The 17,689-nt window shown below is 28.1% G+C and carries 20 protein-coding genes; 4 read left to right on the plus strand and 16 right to left on the minus strand.

Annotation, left to right across the window (positions count from 1 at the left end; translation table 11 throughout):
* Positions 1–30: 30 nt before the first annotated feature.
* Both JK634_RS07675 and JK634_RS07680 read right to left on the minus strand, forming a co-directional pair.
* Positions 31–954 (minus strand): helix-turn-helix transcriptional regulator, encoded by a 924-nt coding sequence (locus JK634_RS07675; protein WP_202767061.1) that lies wholly within the window; start codon positions 952–954, stop codon positions 31–33.
* Between the two features lie 38 nt (positions 955–992).
* Positions 993–1,964, minus strand: coding sequence for a tocopherol cyclase family protein (locus tag JK634_RS07680; protein ID WP_202767062.1), 972 nt, complete (start codon positions 1,962–1,964; stop codon positions 993–995).
* 183 nt (positions 1,965–2,147) lie between these two features.
* On the opposite strand from JK634_RS07680, the gene JK634_RS07685 reads away from it, so the two are divergent.
* Together JK634_RS07685 and JK634_RS07690 are read left to right on the plus strand one after the other, a co-directional pair.
* Positions 2,148–3,881: an ABC transporter ATP-binding protein gene (locus tag JK634_RS07685; protein ID WP_202767063.1), complete on the plus strand. Its 1,734-nt coding sequence runs from the start codon at positions 2,148–2,150 to the stop codon at positions 3,879–3,881.
* The gene (locus JK634_RS07690; protein ID WP_202767064.1) at positions 3,878–5,605 is read left to right on the plus strand and encodes an ABC transporter ATP-binding protein; all 1,728 of its coding nucleotides are present in this window, start codon (positions 3,878–3,880) and stop codon (positions 5,603–5,605) included. Before JK634_RS07685 ends, JK634_RS07690 begins: the two co-directional genes overlap by 4 nt.
* 67 nt (positions 5,606–5,672) lie before the next feature.
* Here JK634_RS07690 and JK634_RS07695 read toward each other — a convergent pair whose 3' ends face one another.
* From JK634_RS07695 to JK634_RS07705, 3 genes are all read right to left on the minus strand, one after another.
* Positions 5,673–6,101, minus strand: coding sequence for a GNAT family N-acetyltransferase (locus JK634_RS07695; protein ID WP_202767065.1), 429 nt, complete (start codon positions 6,099–6,101; stop codon positions 5,673–5,675).
* A 61-nt stretch (positions 6,102–6,162) separates the two neighbouring features.
* Complete coding sequence (locus JK634_RS07700; protein WP_202767066.1) at positions 6,163–6,798, minus strand: class I SAM-dependent methyltransferase; 636 nt, start codon at positions 6,796–6,798, stop codon at positions 6,163–6,165.
* Between the two features lie 228 nt (positions 6,799–7,026).
* Positions 7,027–8,448, minus strand: a complete 1,422-nt coding sequence (locus JK634_RS07705; RefSeq protein ID WP_202767067.1) for an aspartate ammonia-lyase — start codon at positions 8,446–8,448, stop codon at positions 7,027–7,029.
* Between the two features lie 352 nt (positions 8,449–8,800).
* On the opposite strand from JK634_RS07705, the gene JK634_RS07710 reads away from it, so the two are divergent.
* Entirely contained in the window at positions 8,801–9,244 is a 444-nt protein-coding gene (locus JK634_RS07710) for an Lrp/AsnC family transcriptional regulator (RefSeq protein ID WP_202767068.1), read from the plus strand.
* Positions 9,245–9,296: 52 nt separating this feature from the next.
* Here the strand turns inward: JK634_RS07710 and JK634_RS07715 are convergent, their stop codons facing one another.
* From JK634_RS07715 to JK634_RS07725, 3 genes are all read right to left on the minus strand, one after another.
* Complete coding sequence (locus JK634_RS07715) at positions 9,297–10,169, minus strand: DegV family protein (protein ID WP_338031221.1); 873 nt, start codon at positions 10,167–10,169, stop codon at positions 9,297–9,299.
* A 146-nt stretch (positions 10,170–10,315) separates the two neighbouring features.
* The gene (locus JK634_RS07720) at positions 10,316–10,600 is read right to left on the minus strand and encodes a hypothetical protein (protein ID WP_202767070.1); all 285 of its coding nucleotides are present in this window, start codon (positions 10,598–10,600) and stop codon (positions 10,316–10,318) included.
* A gap of 165 nt (positions 10,601–10,765) precedes the next feature.
* The gene (locus tag JK634_RS07725) at positions 10,766–11,158 is read right to left on the minus strand and encodes a hypothetical protein (RefSeq protein ID WP_202767071.1); all 393 of its coding nucleotides are present in this window, start codon (positions 11,156–11,158) and stop codon (positions 10,766–10,768) included.
* A 33-nt stretch (positions 11,159–11,191) separates the two neighbouring features.
* Here JK634_RS07725 and JK634_RS07730 point away from each other — a divergent pair, with 33 nt between their 5' ends.
* Complete coding sequence (locus tag JK634_RS07730) at positions 11,192–11,455, plus strand: hypothetical protein (RefSeq protein WP_202767072.1); 264 nt, start codon at positions 11,192–11,194, stop codon at positions 11,453–11,455.
* A 91-nt stretch (positions 11,456–11,546) separates the two neighbouring features.
* Here JK634_RS07730 and JK634_RS07735 read toward each other — a convergent pair whose 3' ends face one another.
* The 8 genes from JK634_RS07735 to JK634_RS07770 form a co-directional block, all read right to left on the minus strand.
* A complete protein-coding gene (locus JK634_RS07735; RefSeq protein ID WP_202767073.1) occupies positions 11,547–12,566 on the minus strand; it encodes a DUF1048 domain-containing protein in 1,020 nt (339 codons plus the stop codon).
* Between the two features lie 12 nt (positions 12,567–12,578).
* Positions 12,579–12,905: a PadR family transcriptional regulator gene (locus JK634_RS07740; RefSeq protein ID WP_202767074.1), complete on the minus strand. Its 327-nt coding sequence runs from the start codon at positions 12,903–12,905 to the stop codon at positions 12,579–12,581.
* A gap of 156 nt (positions 12,906–13,061) precedes the next feature.
* Positions 13,062–13,931: an N-acetylmuramoyl-L-alanine amidase family protein gene (locus JK634_RS07745; RefSeq protein ID WP_202767075.1), complete on the minus strand. Its 870-nt coding sequence runs from the start codon at positions 13,929–13,931 to the stop codon at positions 13,062–13,064.
* 139 nt (positions 13,932–14,070) lie between these two features.
* Complete coding sequence (locus tag JK634_RS07750) at positions 14,071–14,349, minus strand: DUF503 domain-containing protein (RefSeq protein WP_202767076.1); 279 nt, start codon at positions 14,347–14,349, stop codon at positions 14,071–14,073.
* Between the two features lie 20 nt (positions 14,350–14,369).
* Positions 14,370–15,272 carry a 3'-5' exoribonuclease YhaM family protein gene (locus tag JK634_RS07755; protein ID WP_202767077.1) on the minus strand — a complete coding sequence of 301 codons (903 nt, stop codon included), beginning with the start codon at positions 15,270–15,272 and terminating at the stop codon, positions 14,370–14,372.
* 119 nt (positions 15,273–15,391) lie between these two features.
* The gene (locus JK634_RS07760) at positions 15,392–16,033 is read right to left on the minus strand and encodes a GyrI-like domain-containing protein (protein WP_202767078.1); all 642 of its coding nucleotides are present in this window, start codon (positions 16,031–16,033) and stop codon (positions 15,392–15,394) included.
* A 3-nt stretch (positions 16,034–16,036) separates the two neighbouring features.
* Complete coding sequence (locus JK634_RS07765) at positions 16,037–16,837, minus strand: MerR family transcriptional regulator (protein ID WP_202767079.1); 801 nt, start codon at positions 16,835–16,837, stop codon at positions 16,037–16,039.
* A 293-nt stretch (positions 16,838–17,130) separates the two neighbouring features.
* Positions 17,131–17,670, minus strand: coding sequence for a GNAT family N-acetyltransferase (locus tag JK634_RS07770; RefSeq protein ID WP_202767080.1), 540 nt, complete (start codon positions 17,668–17,670; stop codon positions 17,131–17,133).
* Between the last annotated feature and the right edge of the window lie 19 nt (positions 17,671–17,689).

Below are 17,689 nucleotides of genomic sequence, written 5' to 3' on the forward strand. Positions count from 1 at the left end.
ATATAAAACAAAATGACTGACACCTATATGTCAGTCATTATATTTATCATATATATTTTTAATATATTGTTTAAGTTCATATTTTAGTTTATCTGGAGCTATTACTTTACATACCTCTCCAAACCCTAAGATGAATTTTTTAAGTCCTTCATCGTCTGGAAAATACTCTTTTACAATAAATCTACCATCTTCTAAAGCACATATCTTATCTTTATAAAAATATTCACTTAGCTGTTCACCTATTTTATTTGAAAACATTAATGTTACAAGAATACTGTTTTTTTCATATCCTTCAGTAAATATTTGTTCAATTTTATCTTTGGAAATTTCTCTTTCTTGAAAATAATCACCTAACTTAATATTTCTTGTTCTAACTAATTTAAACTTTCTGTAATCATTTCTTATTCTACAAAATCCAATTACGAACCAATTTCCATCATCAAACTGAAGGTTTATTGGCTCAACAATCCTTTTTGAGAGCTCCATTCTCCTATTTATATAATCAAACTCAATTAATCTGTTGTTGTCTATAGCTTTATTAATTGTAGATAGAGATTCTTTTAGCTCTTTTTCCATGCTAAAATGTGCCATCTTGATGTTTAACTTATTATATTCATCTTCCTGACTCTTACGTATAGTATTAAATTTTAGTATTATATCATTAAACTCAGTGTTATGACCAAATAAAACACTTAAATTATCAATTACACTTATTAAAGGTTCAAGCTCCTTCTTATTTAAAAATAGATTATTTATATTATAATTCTCCATAATATAATAGCCTCCACCATTACCACCTGTGGCTGCTATTGGTATTCCCGCTTCCCCTATTTTATCAATATCCCTGTATATGGTTCTTAATGATACTTCAAAATGTTCCGCTAGCTCTTTTCCAGTTACTAAACCTTTTTGAGATATTATAATAATTATTGCTAACAGTCTATCTAATCTCATAATCCTATTACTTAAGTTTTAATCCTTTCCTTAATAATTTAAATATCTTTATATCCCACTACTTCAATTCCGGCTAATGTTCCAAAATCAATAAATGTAGTGTTCTTTTTTTTATCAAAAAGATATAACTTTAACTTACCTAATAATTCCTCATTAATACTTTTATTCATTTTACCATTTTGTGGAGCTATCAGTCCACCCATTAAATTCAAACTTGCTTCAACCTTTACTAACGCCTTATTATTTTCTATTGATATATTTATTTTACTTTTTGTAATACTTTCTATTATAACTTTGCTATTATTATAAGTTGCAAATCTATACTCTACTCCATTTATACATATGTTACATATAAGTCCACTAAATGATGTATGCAAAAAAGGAATATTCGCGATAGAACATATAAAGCTTGTAGTCTGATTTTTAAAATTATTACATTGAATCCAGATATACTCTTTTGGGAAAGAAGTTCCCCGATCTTTTTCAATATATCCTTTACCCTTAGTGAAATCAATTATTTTTCTATTTACAGCTAATATTCCATTTAATCTATGATTCATACTAATTATTCCATGACAACATTCCATCTTTGGTATATAAGCAAAGTAACCCATTATATTAGGACTTAAAATTGATTTCTCTATTTCAGTTAGTGCTCCAAATTTTAAGGTGCCTTGAATCTTTATTTTTTTATCTTTCATATTTAATGAAATAATTGATTCAGTAAAAACATTATCTCCAATTTGAATCATAAATGGTGCATCTCTATATTTAAAAGCATTTAGTGGATATCGTATATATCCTGATTTTATTATTCTATTTTTATCTAGTCTTATAAATATATATTGAATAAAACTATGATAATCATTATGAAATAAACTAACTCCCGGAATAATACATATTACAAACTTCCTATCTCTAGAAATCTGTTTAAAATACCACCCCTCAAAATAATGGTTTTTTTTACAACTTCCTTGAAAAATTATTGGATTATTTATCTTTCTAAACATTATAAGAATCTCCTTTTAATTGAGTATAATGTTTATTATTTGATTAAATAAATCCTTTATGCTTCGATATAACTTGTTTTGAGTATATTAATTACTTTAGTGTAAAATTATTCAAGTTAGTTGCATAATTATGGTATAATGTTCTGATAAGGCAAATTGTATTTTAGAAAGGAATCATAGCATATGAGTCAATTATTTTTAATAACTAAAAAAGCAAAACTCCCTCGGTTTCTATTTACAATATCATTACTAATTATGGGTTCCTTAGGAATTATATATGTAATTGAAAGTATTTACTTTGGAAAAGTTTTAGATGCTGCTGGTACAAGCTTAAACTCAGTTAAATCAGCAATATTTATTATTTTTCTAATAACTCTTATTGAATATGTATTAGGAATAGTTAGCAAATATACTGTAGCTAGGTTCTCTGAAATTGGAATGTTCAATCTAAGAAATTCATTAAGTCAAAAAATTTCTCACTTAAAATACAAAGTGTATGATGAAACTTCAACTGGTGATATACTTTCTAGGACAATGAGTGACTTAAATGGAATTGGTGCATTTTGGAGCGATACTTTTATTAATCTGTTCCAAGACTTCTTTGTTTTTACTACTGGTTTATTTGTATGTTTATATATTAGTTTAAAGCTTACATTAGTTGGATTTATTTTTATACCTATCGTATCATTCATCATCTTCAAAACTAGCTCTATTGTAGAAAAAGCGTCATATGACTCAAGAAAATTTTCAGGTAAAATGAATTCCCTAGCACATAATATTTTAATGGGTATGATGACATTAAAATCTTTTACTCTAGAAGATATTATGAGTAGAAAATTTAATGAGTCTTCCAAAGATTTTATAAAAGCTGAAAAGAAAGTTGGAATTGCAAGTGCTAAGGTTTATGCTATTGGATCATTAATTGATTATGGTCCCAATATTGCAGTTATTATATTAGCAGGTATTATGAGTATAAATAATATGCTTACTTCAGGAGAATATCTAACATTCACCTTCACTTTTGGATTTGTATCAAATGTTCTTTATGATCTTCAAAGATATATTATCTCCTATAGAAATAGTGAAGCAATGGCAAGAAGATTAATGGGTATTTATGCTTATGAAGATGAAAAACTTTTTGGGATTAAAACAAAAGAATCATTCGATAACCCAATTATAAATATAACTAACTTATCTTTTTCATATAGCGAAAATCATAAAATCTTAGACTGTATTAGCTTAAAAATTAATAAGAATGAAGTTGTTGCTTTTGTAGGTGCCAGTGGATCTGGTAAAAGTACTTTAATTAAAGTAATCTCAGGTATGTATGATATAGACTGTGGTAATGCCGAAGTTGCTGGTTTTAAAATAAAAGAAGAAAATATACCTTCTATTAGGAATCAAGTCGCTATTGTTTCTCAAGAGTCTTATTTATTCCCAGGTTCAATAATTGAGAATGTACGCTACGGTAAGCCAGATGCTTCAGATGAGGAAGTAATTGAAGCTTGCAAAAAAGCAGATATACATGACTTTATAATGGAACAGCCTAACAAATATAAAACCCTTGTTGGTGAAAAAGGTATTTATATGTCTGGTGGACAACGTCAGAGAATTTCAATTGCTAGAGCTTTCCTTAAAAATGCAAATATTTTAATTCTAGATGAACCTACTTCTGCACTAGACTCAGAATCTGAGAAAAACATTCAATACACCATTGATAAGCTTATGAATGGTAAAACAGTTATAATAGTAGCTCATAGACTTTCAACTATTATAAATTCTGATTCGATATATGTATTTGACAAAGGTAACATTAAGGAAAAAGGTTCTCACGAAGATTTAGTCCTTAAGCAAGGTTATTATTATGACCTTTATAAAAAACAATTTGAAAATAATCAAGAGGAGGAAACTGCATGAAAAACAATATAATATTATTAAAATGGATGTTTTCCTTCACTAAAGAATTTCGCTTTAGATGGATTTTCAGTAGGATTGCCCCTCTAATTTTTAATTTTAGTGAAAAACTATTTGAAGCTTTATCTTTTAAACAGTTATTCCAATGCTTCATAAGCAAGGACATAAAAGATCTTTACCTAACTGTTGTTTTTTATATAATTGCTATGCTTGTAGATACTGTTGGTAAAAGTTTGACCTCCTATTGCAATACCTACTCTAATGCTCTACTTAAAGCTACAGTTAAAGGTGAATTTATTCAAAAATCTTGTTACTTAAAAATTGAAGAAGATGACGAACATAGTGGAAGAAAATTATCTCGATTAAATCAAGATGTAGATACAGCTTGCGATGTATTAAACAGTTCCGTTGATAATGTATTAATTCCACTAATACAAGGACTTTCTTATTTAATTCTTGTATTTACTGTAAGTCCTCAAATAGGACTGTTTTATGTGGTTACATTAATCCCTATTTGTTTTCTAAACTTTATTTTCACAGAAAGATTTCATAAAGTTGGTCAAAAAATACAAAGTAGACTTGCCGTTCTTAATGAAAAATTTCAAGATACCCTCGTTGGTGCAATGGTCGTTAAATTATTCATGCTTGAAAATATAATGGAAAAACAAATAGAAAACTTGTCTTCACAAGTTTTAGAAGCAAAAAAGGAAGAACAAGTTTTAAGATTTAAATATATGTCGATTGTTAATGTCTTTTCACATGCATTTTCAACCTTCCCTATAATACTAGGATGTTATTTAGTTACATTAGGAATAATTGCTTTACCAAATGTTATGTTTGTAAGTAGATACACTTATGCTATAAGATACTTAGCAAATAGTTTAATAACCTCTGCTACAGATGTTCCAAAACAAATATCTGGTATTGAGCGTATATACGAAGTATTTAGTAAAAAAGACCATAGAAATGATTTTGGAACTTTAAAGCCTGTTAATGAAAATGATATAATGATTTCTTTTAAAAATCTTTCTGTAAATTATAGAGAAAAAAATGTTGTAGATGATTTTAGTTATAACATTGAAAAAGGTAAAACAGTTGCATTAGTTGGACAAAGTGGTTCCGGCAAATCAACGGTAATTAAAACAGTTATGCAGTTCGTTAACTATTCTGGAAGTATGGATATATTAGGGAGACCAGTTAATGAATATGATTTAATCTCACTTAGAAAACTAATTTCCTATGTACCTCAAGAAAGTATGCTTTTTGATTGTTCTATATATGAAAATATATTGTATGGAAATATGGAAGCTACAAAAGATGAGATAATTGATGCTGCTAAAAGAGCTTATGCTCATGATTTTATAATGTCACTTCCTAATGGGTATGATACTATTGTTGGAGAAGATGGTTCTAGGCTTTCAGGGGGACAGAAACAAAGGATTTCAATAGCAAGAGCATTCCTCAAAAATTCACCGATACTTCTTTTAGATGAAGCTACTTCTGCTCTTGATCTTAAATCCGAAGGTGAAATCCAGAAGGCCCTTAATGAATTAATGAAAGGGAAAACAATTTTAGTAGTTGCTCACAGACTATCAACCATTATTAACGCTGACGAAATCATTGTTATGGAAAATGGAAAGATAATTGAAAAAGGATGTCATGCAGAGTTACTAAATATTGATGGTACTTATAAAAAATTATATGAACTCCAAAATGTTGCTAGTTAAATCTGTTTAAAAATGAAAAGAGAATTTATTCTTAGTTTAAGATAAATTCTCTTTTACTTATATTTTCTTAAATATTTTTAGAAAATGTAACTATATCATTTCTTTTTGTCCAACCTACCTTACTCCAGAATTCTTTTCCCAATTCATTATCTCCTAATGCAAAAAGATGACATTTATTTATCCCTTGTTTCTTAAGTTCATCAAGTGCCTTATTAACTAAAATCTTCCCAATACCTTTCCCTTGATATTTAGGCAAAACACAAGCATGATGAATATATCCTCTTCTTCCATCATGACCGCAAAGTATAGTTCCAACTATTCTACCATCAATTAAATATACGTAAGATAAATTTGGATTTCTTGCAAGATAACTAGAAATTGATTGCTTAGAATCTGCATCACTTAGTCCAATTCCAGGAATTCTGTTCCAGATTCTATATATTGCTTCATAATCCTTTATATCAAGTTCTTTAATTAAACTGCCCCTCTCCTCCATAAATAGTCTCCCTTTATTTGATATATGTTACAATTATATCCAATGCTCAAATCCGCTGCTGCTAAACTAATTCTTTCTCTATTTCCACAATCCAAGTGAAATTTACTTTATGCTCACACTTAAATTTATATCCTAAATCTTGAATATATTTTTTAAATTCTTCAACATTTGTATAGTATTTATAATCTATAACTTCCCATAGGTCCTTTCTTTTCTTATCTAATAATTCTTTCTTACGCTCCTCTTTTTCCAAATCATTTTTAAACATAAAATCAACAATTATAATTTTTCCATTATCTTTTAGGAATCCTAACATATTATTAATTGCTTCTTTCTTCTCTTCATCATTTAGACTATGAAAGGAATATGTAGTTACAACAATATCAAAATCATGTTCTACAAAAGGCTTATCTAAAAAACTTCCTAATTTAAAGTCCATGCTTTCATATTTCTTTTTTGCTAGAGAAATCATTTCTAAGCTCTGATCAATCCCTAATATATAGATTTCTTCACTTAAATCGCCACATAAATTTCCCGTTCCACAGCCAATATCTAATACTTTAATTGCATTATGATTAATGATCTTTCTTCTTATTCCAGATAGAATTTCATCATATTTCTCAAATAAGCCAAGTTCATCATCTTCACGTTCTCTTACCATCTTATCAAACTTAATTGCTTTATTTTCTACTTTCATTTAATCACCTCCATATAAAGATAAACTCTACCTTTTAGACAGAGTCAATTAAGATAGCTTTATTTTATTATTATATCTCAAAATTACCAATGTCTGTAATTTAATTATACTAAATATATAACTAATTTGTTTTTAAGCAAAGTATCAACCATATAAACTCAATAAGTAAGGAAGTAATTAAAGAAAAAATAGTAGTTTCCAAAATTTTTAGGAAACTACTAAAATAACTTATATTGCGTGCTTATTAATTTTTACATCAGATGTTCTATCTACTTCTGTCATAGTAAATGGATTTAATACCTCTTTTAGCTGTTCAGGTGTCAAAATCCTTTTAGATGTTATTATTTCTTTAATAGGCCTTCCTGTACTTAAGGCTTCCTTTGCAAGTTCGGATGCTTTTTTATATCCAATATGTGGGCATAGTGCAGTTACTAATCCTATGCTATTATTAACCAATTCTTCGCATCTTTCTTTATTTGCAGTAATCCCACTAATACAGTTGTCTATAAAAGTCATTGTTGCATTTTGCAAAGTTTCAATAGATTCAAATAGGTTGTAAAATAGCACAGGTTCAAATGCATTTAATTCTAGTTGGCCTGCCTCTGCTGCCATTGTAATAGTAAAATCATTTCCTATTATATTATAAGCTACCTGTGAAACCACTTCTGGAATTACTGGATTTATCTTACCTGGCATTATTGATGAACCATTTTGTTTAGCTGGCAAATTAATTTCGCCTAAGCCGGTTTTGGGACCACTTGAAAGTAGCCTTAGGTCATTAGCCATCTTAGATAAATTAACTGCACAACTTTTTAATGTTCCTGATATTGTTACAAATCCATCTAAATTCTGTGTTGCATCAATTAAATCCTCTGATTGAACTACATTTACGCCTGTAACTATCTGTAGATTCTTAATTATATTATTTAGGTAATCAGTGCTTGCATTAACTGAAGTTCCAATTGCTGTGGCTCCCATATTTAATGTTAACATTTCATCCTTTACTTTAATTAACCTATCAATATCTCGTTTAATCATTGATGCATAAGCATTAAAAGATTGTCCTAGTCTTATTGGTACGGCATCTTGAAGCTGAGTTCTACCCATCTTTATTACACTATCAAATTCTATAGCTTTTAATTTAGTAGCTTGATACAAACGTTGAAGCTCTAATATAGCCTTAGGCAACATCTTCAATACTGTAAGCTTTCCTGCAGATGGAAATACATCATTAGTAGACTGTGCCATATTAACATGATCATTTGGATGCACAATGCTATAATTTCCTTTTACTCCACCAAGTATCTCAATAGCTCTATTTGCAATAACTTCATTTGCATTCATATTTGCAGAAGTTCCTGCCCCTCCTTGTATAGGATCTACAATAAATTGATTATGAAATTTTCCCGCGATAATTTCATCGCATGCATATATAATAGCGTTTGCTATATTTACCTCTAAGGTATATGAATCTCTATTAGTAATAGCAGCTGCTTTTTTAATTTGGGCTAAACTAACTATAAATAACGGATGAATTGTTTTATTTGTAATTTTAAAATTATTATTTGCTCTAAGTGTCTGGATTCCATAATAAGCATCAACTGGTACTTTCATATTTCCTATGGAATCATATTCTATTCTTGTCTTCATATAAAAAACTCCTCTAATCTCTTATTATTCCTACCAATTGGAGATTAACACTCTTTTTTATCAATGTAAATCCATATGATGAATTTGCTAAGAAAAGATAAAAAAAGACATGCTTTACTTAATTAAAATTAATTTTTATATAGTATTAGTTAATTTTATTAAGAAGATTTTTTATCATTTTAGTGTATTAAGCTTAATATTCTAAACCAAAGGTATGTAATAATTATTTGAAAACTAATGCAAAACTTAATTATATTAAGTATAATATATAGATGTAAGTTAGTTTATTTTTAGAAAGGGGATTAATTTAAGTTGACTTGAATTTAAAATTCAACTCTCTTAAGTAATGTTTATGGATGATATAGATTTAAAACTAATTGAACTTTTACAAGAAAATGCACGATATTCACTTAAACATTTAGCCAAAGAAGTGTTTTTATCTACGCCAGCAGTATCTGCACGTATTTTAAAATTAGAGGAGGCAGGAATAATAACTGGTTACTCTGCTCAACTAGATCCATTAAAATTAGGATATAATATTAAAGCCTTTATTAATCTAGAAATGTCTCCAAAACAAAAACCTGAATTCTACCCCTTTATTGCTTCGTGTCCTAATGTACTTGAATGCAATTGCGTAACAGGGAAGTATTCTATGCTTATTAAGGTAGCTTACCATACAACCTTAGAGTTAGATTCTTTTATAGGTGAACTACAAAAGTATGGAAATACAGAAACACAAATTGTTTTCTCTACACCTGTTGAACATAGAGGTATTGATATTTCTAATAATAGATAAAATTCAAAGCAGAAATCTTGATTATACCCTATCTAGACTTCTGCTTTTGTTATTAATTACTTCTTTTATCTAATTCATCATTAAAGAAAAATATTCCTACACCACCTATACCTAGATGGCTTCCTAATACACTCCCTATTTTATTAATTATAAATTGTTTATATCCTAATTTTATTTTTATCATATTTACAAGTTCTTCTGCAGTTTCTATATCATCTGCATGACTCACGCCTATAATTTGTTCTTTATAGTTACCTGCTCGTTCCTCCAAAATATCCACCATTCTATGTAATGCTTTCTTTTTACCTCTAACTTTTTGGATTATCTCCATTTCTCCATTACTTACGTCCAAAATAGGTTTTATATCTAAAATATTACCTATAACCCCTTGAGTTTTACCAATACGACCGCCTTTAATTAGCCAATTTAGATCTGCAATTGTAAAAACATGTTCTATATGAGTAACTAGATTCCTTATCTTCCCAACTATTTCATAAAAACTATGTCCACTTTCTTGAGTAAATTTTATTGCTTCAAGAATGATTAATCCAGTAGCTGTAGAACCACTTTTAGAATCAATAACTTCCATGTTTATTTTGGGGTATCTCTCCTTTAATTCTAGAACTATAGTTTTAGCTAATCTATATGTTCCAGAAAGTGCTGAGGAAAAAGATAAAAATATAAAATCCTCACCTTTATTGCAGCATTCTTCAAAAATATCATACATGTCTTTTGGATTAGGTTGAGATGTTTTAGGTAAAATTCCTCTTCTCATAGCGGAATACACCTCATCTACATTTATTGTCTTTTTATCTAAATAGTCTTTATCGTCAATAAGTACTTTTAAGGGTATTAAGCTAATATTGCTTTTTATAATCAAATCTTCTGGTAAGTCACAGGTGCTGTCCACAATAAATTTAACCACTGAAATCATCACCTTTTTATAAATTAATATATTACACATTATATATTATAATTATAGTTATCATTTAATTCCTTGTCCAATTACTAAGCATATTATTATATTATGGTTTTTCTAGAAAATATAACAAATAGGCACTAAAATAGTACCTATTTATTTATTGAAAATCTATATATTCTTGATTTTCCATTATTTGAATTGATATAAAATAAATTATTTCCCTCATTGGTCCATAGAATTTCATTTCCATATTGTGCATTCCTATAAATCATAGTATCTAATTCTATTTTATCTTTATCAAATAATGCTACATGCACCTCATTGTTATTAGATGAAATATCGCTAGAAATATATGAAATTTTATCCTCATCTTTTGTTAGTTTTACTTCATAAACATTTCCAGACTTTAAAATCTTGTATGTGCTGTTTGACATATTATAAATAAAAATTCCGCTATTACCGTCAACACTTCCACTAAAAATAAAGTTTCCATCATTTAATGGAATAACATTATAAGCAGAACCTTTTATTTTTAAATCTGTTATCTCTTTATTATCGATATTTATTTCCTTTATGCTTAAATAAGTTTCATTATCTTTTCAAATTCCTTGTTCTATAGCATATAAAATTTTTCTATCCTTAGACATAAATAAGTTGTAAGTGTTTTTATAATTCTTATATAGCATATTAGTTGTACTATCATCAAAATTCATTAGTTTCTCTACTTTATCTGTATTTAATTCCTTAATAATAATAGAATTATCTGCAATTCCAACTATTCTATTATCATCTATGAACAAAGCTGAAGTTAATGCACCTTTATAAATTTCATCTATTCTATTTGTATAAATATCCTGTAGATAAGTTCTAGTTTCTCCATTGCTCTCACTCTTTTCAATATATACCACTTTATTTGTATCATTTGTTTCATATAAATTATTTATATTGCTTTCATACTTTGCTAGTATTGTATTATTTTTTTTACTTTCCATATCAAATATACTAATTCCTATATAACTTCTTGTATGGGGCTAGAGAATAAACCAGCTTTAGATAAATCACAAGCCTATTCTAAAGTTCAAATGAAACAAGTGGCATACCTAGATGAAAATACTGGTCTTCCTACAAAAATCGAAGCATATATATTAAAAAACGATAAATTTGAGCTTCAAGATACTACCCTATATGAATTTAAATACATTGAATCTGTAGGAAATCTATTTGACACTTCAGGAGTAAAACTAAATCAGTTACCTGAATATAAGTATGATGCAAATGCTGTAGGATAAATAAAAAAAGGCTTTTATAAGCCTTTTTTATTTATCCTTTTAAATTATTATTAGTTTAAAGAATCTCCTATATACAATTTCTCCATAAATTCTATTCAAATTCAGAAAACATTTTATTTCTATTAGTTCCTTCCATTACAACTCCAAACATAATAACAAATAATATCGAAAAAATAGCTATGAAAGCTATTCCAAAGAAATCCAACTTTCCTTCTTCAAGCATTACTTTCCCTATCAAAAGAGAAATAATCAAAAATATAATACCATAGACAAAATAAAGTTTAGTGTAAATTGAATTTTGCTTTTTCTTTTTTATTAGATAGCTATTCCAATCTAATGGGTTTTTATTTTTGCTATTACATTTATTTATATATTTCTTATAATCTTTACTTAAGAATTCTATATATTGCTCTTTTCTACTATCTAAATTTTTATTATTAGTCATTCTAGTAATTGACCACACAATAAAATTTAATAGTGTTAAGTATAAGATTATCAATACTGAATTATTAAAAGTTATTGTTACTCCATAGACATCAAAAGTTTCATTAGTAAATGTATATATTGTAATAGGTATAAGTATCATAAAAAAAGACACACAATTACCAATTCTTTTACAAAGTTTAGGATTTTCGAAATACTTTTTTGTTATTAAATCAGTAATTATTGGTGAACTTATTATTCCTAGCATTAATATTATTTCACCTATTCCAAAACGCATTTCAGAAAAGACATTTGTATTTTTACCATTGAATATTCTATTGCAAAAGCTTATAAATAAATGAACAAAAGAAACAAAGTAAACTGAGCTAAGAAATGTTGAACATATTCTTGACATCTTATAAACATATATGGATTCTCCATAAATCATATTGTCACAATAACCTTTTAAGTTATTGCCTGTTATTTCAAATACATTCTTTCCTTCTTCTTGCGCTGATAAGAAACTATCCAATACTTGTAGTAAACAACTATTCTTCTCTTTATAATTTAATTTTGAAGATATATTTATATATGCCTCAACTTTAAAAAATTGAGTTTTATACTCCATTTCTAATTGATTTATATAGTCTCTATAATTATCAATAATAATATTTTTATCACTTTTCACAATATCTTCCCCTTATAAATTCTCTGCATTAATAATTTCATATGTTTTTGATGTTATATCATTGAATACTTTTTTAAAATCTTCATAATACTTTTCTCCTAAGGTAGTAATTATATAATACTTTCTTTTCGGCCCTAATGGTGATTTCCGAATACTACAGCTTATGATGCCTTTTTTCTCCATCCTTGTTAATATAGGATATAATGTACCTTCATATATATCCTTAAATCCATATTTATTTAGAATTAGTAATATCTCATATCCATAGGTTTCTCCTCTAGATATAATACTAAGAACATTACCTTCTAATATTCCTTTTAGTAATTGTGATTCATCCATTTCTTATCCCTCCCTACTATGCAAACAATAGTAGTATCTATATTTTACCATCCTACTAAGCATTGTCAAGTAGCATCCAAAAAAAAGAATCTCAAATTAAAATGAGATTCAAATTTAAAGAATTTTTATTTTACATAATCGCTTGTACAACTTTTTTTAATTTAAAGCTTTAATAATACCACTAGATAATCCTGATGCTATTTTGTCCTGATATTCATTACTACTAAGCCATCTATCTTCATTAGGATTTGACATAAATCCAGTTTCAACTAAAACAACTGGTACTTTTGACCAATTAAACCCTGTAAGGTCACTTCTTTCTGATATACCTCTATTCTTCATTCCTGCAGATTTTATTAGTTCACTTAGTATTATCCCGCCATCTTTTTTACTCATATCTTTAATGTTTTTTGCATATCCCACTGCCGCAGGTACAAGCATAGTAGCTCCACTTGCACTAGAATCTTCTGCTGAATCGCAATGTATTCTTATTACTAAATCTGCATTATTATTATTTCCAACTTCTGCTCTATCTATATTTCCTGGATCTTGGTTATTGTCAGTTTTAGTCATAATAACTTCTATTCCATTATTCTCTAGTTTCGTCTTGAGCTTTGAAGCGATCTGCATTGCAACTACATATTCTGGTGTTTTAGTATTGATACCTTGAGCTCCTCCTGGATCTTTTATTTTCATTACATTTGAATCAGGAGATATTTTCTCCGTTCCCTTATTTCCCCCAGCACCATGACCAGGATCGATAACTACTTTCTTCTTATTAGTTAAATTTTTATTACTTGCTATTTCAGCATTATTATTTTTAGTTTCTTCAGTGTCTTTTTTCTCACTACCCGCTTTGCTACTTTCAACTTTAGGTGCATTTTCTACCTTTTCTTCAGTTGTATTATTTTGAGTAGCTTGTACTGTATCTTCTTGTTTTTTAGGAGCCTCCTCCTTTGCCTTACTACAACCTAAAAAAGTTAATGTCATCGCTATAATAATTAAATAAGCTATAGGTTTTTTCATTAATATCTTTCTCCTATTATTAAATAGTCTATATGATTATTTGATAAATTAATTATAATTGAGTTTGTCAAATAATCATATAGATTTTACTATATCTAAACTAAATTTTACTGATTGCGGAATGTATCCTGGCTATTACTTAGTCTTCTCTCTCAATATTTATTATCTCAGCATCTGTGTTTTCTTCGATGAAGGTTATAATATTTTCCATTGTTGAATCCATTTGAGATGCACTACCACATATCCCTGCAATGCCTATAACTATAGTTTGATGTATATCCTGTTCATCTATTTCTGCAACTGAAATATTAAACTTATTTTTAAGTCTTTGAGTTATACTCTTTACAATCATTCTTTTTTCCTTTAAGGAATGTACCCATGATGCTCTTAGGGTAACTCGAAGTAATAATATTCTCATAATCTCTCCCTCTTTCATTATTACAAATATAATTTCATTGATATTTTTCTATCAAATTCTGACCAATTACCAGGCTCAGTTTTCTCCTTTAATTGTGATATTTTATTCATAGTAGCGTCTATCGTATCTGCAAAATTAAGTATATACGACTCTTCCATTTTCATTTCTCTCGGTGAGCCAAATTCTAACTTTCCATGATGTTGTACAACACACCCTTTTATTCTATTTACGAAGTCTTCTGTGTATATTGAAGAATTTTCACTAATAGCTTTATCTATTAATTCTACTCCAATTACAATATGTCCTTCTAATTCCCCTCTTAATGTATATTTAAATGGCCCATCATAATATAATTCATATATTTTCCCAATATCATGAAGTTTCGCTGCAAGTACTGCTGTTTCAGTTCTTCTACATTCATATTTTTCACATAGCATAGCAGTTAATTGCATTACACCTAAGGTATGTTCAGCTAGCCCACCTATATAGTTATGGTGCATTGAGACTCCACCTATTCCTCTTTTAAACTTATCTACAAATGCTTCATCCTTAAAGAAATAATCATTTAAGGCTTTAGCTTCAGGAGATATTATATATTCATCTGTATAGAGTTCAATCTCATCCATTATTTCCTCAATAGGCCTTTTTACAGTTGGTAGAAAATCTGAATAGTCAAATTCTGAAATGAATTCATATTTCTTAACTTCTAAGGTTCCATCTTTAATTCCTTCAATCTCTAATACTTTTCCTTCTTTAATATCATCTCTTCTATTTGGGATTGTTGCCTTAATATCACCTGTTTTATCAGACATAATACATATAACCCTTGATGCTTCCCTAGAAATAATTCTATTCACCATAAGATCTATTTTCATGTTACTTCCTGTTTTTATTTCACTTAAATATTTCTTTTTTGTAGTCATTTTTTCCTCCTAGATATAACAGATTCTAAAGGTAGTATGTGTAGAATTATTTTTACTATAGCTTTTTTACAAACTAAAATACCTATGCTAGTTGCTCTTAGCATAGGTATTTTTATGAGTTAAATTTTTGCCACTGGATGTCTAATAACTGTCTTCAATTTCTCAGCTGGTGTTTTAAGATAATTTGATATATATATTTCATGATGTTTTCTATTTGAGTTAAAATCATTTTTGAGTGAATTGTTATAAATAAATTCATCAATTTTTTTAATAGATTCCCCCTCATTATCAAAAGATCCTACATGCATAATCTGCACACATAAACCTTCTTTAAAAGAACTAAATCTTGCTTTTTCGACTAAAATGTGAGGTTTCTTTCTCTTTACTTCATTACAAGCCCAATTAAAAACTTCTTCTGTTACAAATTCAGGTTGTCTAATCATAGATGTCCAATGAAACTTATCTTTTTCAGTAAAATCCATCTCTAAGTCTCCTCTCCACCATAACCCTTCAAGCGGCGGAACTACATACTCAAAATATCCTTCAGGTTCAAAACTGCCCATTTTGCTCATTTTAATTGTATAAGAAATGGCATATATTATTTCTACAGCTTTTTGATATTCTCCATCTTTATCATTAGGATTTCCTTTTCCGTCAACCATTATAAATTTCATCTCTGGAACATCTATTAAACCTGGTACAGTCTTTGGTGAATATAAGTCTTTGAATTCCTTTTTATAATCTAATTTATTCTCTGCCATTAATTATTCCTCCTCTTCTATAGGAATGATTATTTCAGTTATATACTTATTAGGATTACCTTTAAATATCATTCCTGGTCCCTTTACATATATTTCTCTTGATGGTGTTAAGCATTTTAATTTATTTTCTTTGGCATAATCAAGCAGAGCCTTATAAGCCATATTCAAGTTTTCATAATCACCAATATGTGTTGTGAATAAAGCTTTTATCTTAGGTAATTGTCTTGAATTTATATCATTATTACTAACTACTTTAGATGTTGGAAGGCATAACTCAATATCAGCTTCTTCTTTGTATTCACTATCGTAATAACAATTAAATGGAGCACCATTTGCATTACCCTTAACTATCTTATATAGTTTTCCTATATATTTCCCTACATCCTTATACTTCCCCTTATATCTAATGGATGCGACTAGTATTGGTTCAATATCTTTAGTTTTTATAGTATAGTTCATAAATACCTCCCTATTTTCAGGCTTAATATAGAGGTCAATTTTTTTTAATAGGTTTTTTTCTTCTTCTATTCTTTTCTCTATCATCTTCTTTTTCTCTTCAAGAAAATATGAAAGATCAGATGTATTTTCATAATTTATTAGTAAATCTTTTATTTCTGAAATGGAAAATTCAAATTTACGAAGAAGCATAATTAACTCTGCTTTCTTAAAATCCTCTTCACTATAAAATCTATAATCATTTTCTTCATTCCTATAGGATGGTTTTAAGATATTTTGTTCATCATAATATCTTAGTGTTTTCACAGTAAGACTTGTAATCTTAGAAAATTCACCTATTTTGTACATTTATTCACCTCTTATAGTAGATAGCCTGCTACTTTAAGTTGGCTACCTTGATGTAAGTATAAACTATCCTCCACACTGGAGAGTCAATATTATTTTAAATATATTTCTATCTTACCTTAAAACGCATAATTTTTCCAAAACAAAAAATCGTCACCGCAATTCCTATAAAGTAAAAAAGCACCCACAATTGTGAGTGCCTTTACAAAGGAGATTCGTAAAAAAGAAAACTTATTATGTATTTATTATAAATAATAAATATGTCATTATTATGACAAACCGATTTCAATTTATTTTTATTTAAAATATTCATCTCTATAGATATTATAGAACAATTCATTTTCTACTCTATTTTCAAATAAAGCTAATTTAACATCACGATTAAATCTATAATTGAATCCGCACTTTTCAATTACTCGTTTAGATTTCATATTAAAATCATAATGTCCACACCATATTAAATCTAAATTTAATTCTTCAAATCCATATTTAAGGAGTACTTTTACTGCTTCAGGAACATATTCATGTCCCCAATATTTAGGGTTTAGCACATATCCAATTTCCCTTTGTTTTAAATCTTCAACTGTTTTATCAGGGGTTTTATTATGTAGTCCTGTGCCACCAATTACTTTATTCTCTGCTTTCAATACTATTGCATAAGATTCATTATCATTAATAAATCTCTTAATTATTGTCTTACTTTCTTCTATATTTTTATGAACAGGCCATCCTGCTACAGGTCCTACCCTATCATCACAAGCGTATTCGTATAAATCTAAAAAATCTTCTTCTTTCCAGTCCCTTAATATAAGTCTCTCTGTTTCTAATGTTTTCATTTTATTTCCTCCTTGATAT

The organism is Clostridium paridis, from assembly GCF_016765615.1.
In the GTDB taxonomy this organism is placed as follows: domain Bacteria; phylum Bacillota; class Clostridia; order Clostridiales; family Clostridiaceae; genus Clostridium_T; species Clostridium_T paridis.

What these genes read in the sequence shown, in the direction of transcription:
- JK634_RS07690 (WP_202767064.1), top strand. Translation starts at nt 3,878, where the DNA reads ATGAAAAACAATATAATATTATTAAAATGGATGTTTTCCTTCACTAAA.
- JK634_RS07760 (WP_202767078.1), bottom strand. Translation starts at nt 16,033, where the DNA reads ATGGCAGAGAATAAATTAGATTATAAAAAGGAATTCAAAGACTTATAT.
- JK634_RS07740 (WP_202767074.1), bottom strand. Translation starts at nt 12,905, where the DNA reads ATGGATGAATCACAATTACTAAAAGGAATATTAGAAGGTAATGTTCTT.
- JK634_RS07675 (WP_202767061.1), bottom strand. Translation starts at nt 954, where the DNA reads ATGAGATTAGATAGACTGTTAGCAATAATTATTATAATATCTCAAAAA.
- JK634_RS07700 (WP_202767066.1), bottom strand. Translation starts at nt 6,798, where the DNA reads ATGAAAGTAGAAAATAAAGCAATTAAGTTTGATAAGATGGTAAGAGAA.
- JK634_RS07685 (WP_202767063.1), top strand. Translation starts at nt 2,148, where the DNA reads ATGAGTCAATTATTTTTAATAACTAAAAAAGCAAAACTCCCTCGGTTT.
- JK634_RS07705 (WP_202767067.1), bottom strand. Translation starts at nt 8,448, where the DNA reads ATGAAGACAAGAATAGAATATGATTCCATAGGAAATATGAAAGTACCA.
- JK634_RS07710 (WP_202767068.1), top strand. Translation starts at nt 8,801, where the DNA reads ATGGATGATATAGATTTAAAACTAATTGAACTTTTACAAGAAAATGCA.
- JK634_RS07770 (WP_202767080.1), bottom strand. Translation starts at nt 17,670, where the DNA reads ATGAAAACATTAGAAACAGAGAGACTTATATTAAGGGACTGGAAAGAA.
- JK634_RS07750 (WP_202767076.1), bottom strand. Translation starts at nt 14,349, where the DNA reads ATGAGAATATTATTACTTCGAGTTACCCTAAGAGCATCATGGGTACAT.
- JK634_RS07680 (WP_202767062.1), bottom strand. Translation starts at nt 1,964, where the DNA reads ATGTTTAGAAAGATAAATAATCCAATAATTTTTCAAGGAAGTTGTAAA.
- JK634_RS07755 (WP_202767077.1), bottom strand. Translation starts at nt 15,272, where the DNA reads ATGACTACAAAAAAGAAATATTTAAGTGAAATAAAAACAGGAAGTAAC.
- JK634_RS07695 (WP_202767065.1), bottom strand. Translation starts at nt 6,101, where the DNA reads ATGGAGGAGAGGGGCAGTTTAATTAAAGAACTTGATATAAAGGATTAT.
- JK634_RS07765 (WP_202767079.1), bottom strand. Translation starts at nt 16,837, where the DNA reads ATGTACAAAATAGGTGAATTTTCTAAGATTACAAGTCTTACTGTGAAA.
- JK634_RS07725 (WP_202767071.1), bottom strand. Translation starts at nt 11,158, where the DNA reads ATGGAAAGTAAAAAAAATAATACAATACTAGCAAAGTATGAAAGCAAT.
- JK634_RS07720 (WP_202767070.1), bottom strand. Translation starts at nt 10,600, where the DNA reads ATGTCAAACAGCACATACAAGATTTTAAAGTCTGGAAATGTTTATGAA.
- JK634_RS07745 (WP_202767075.1), bottom strand. Translation starts at nt 13,931, where the DNA reads ATGAAAAAACCTATAGCTTATTTAATTATTATAGCGATGACATTAACT.
- JK634_RS07730 (WP_202767072.1), top strand. Translation starts at nt 11,192, where the DNA reads ATGGGGCTAGAGAATAAACCAGCTTTAGATAAATCACAAGCCTATTCT.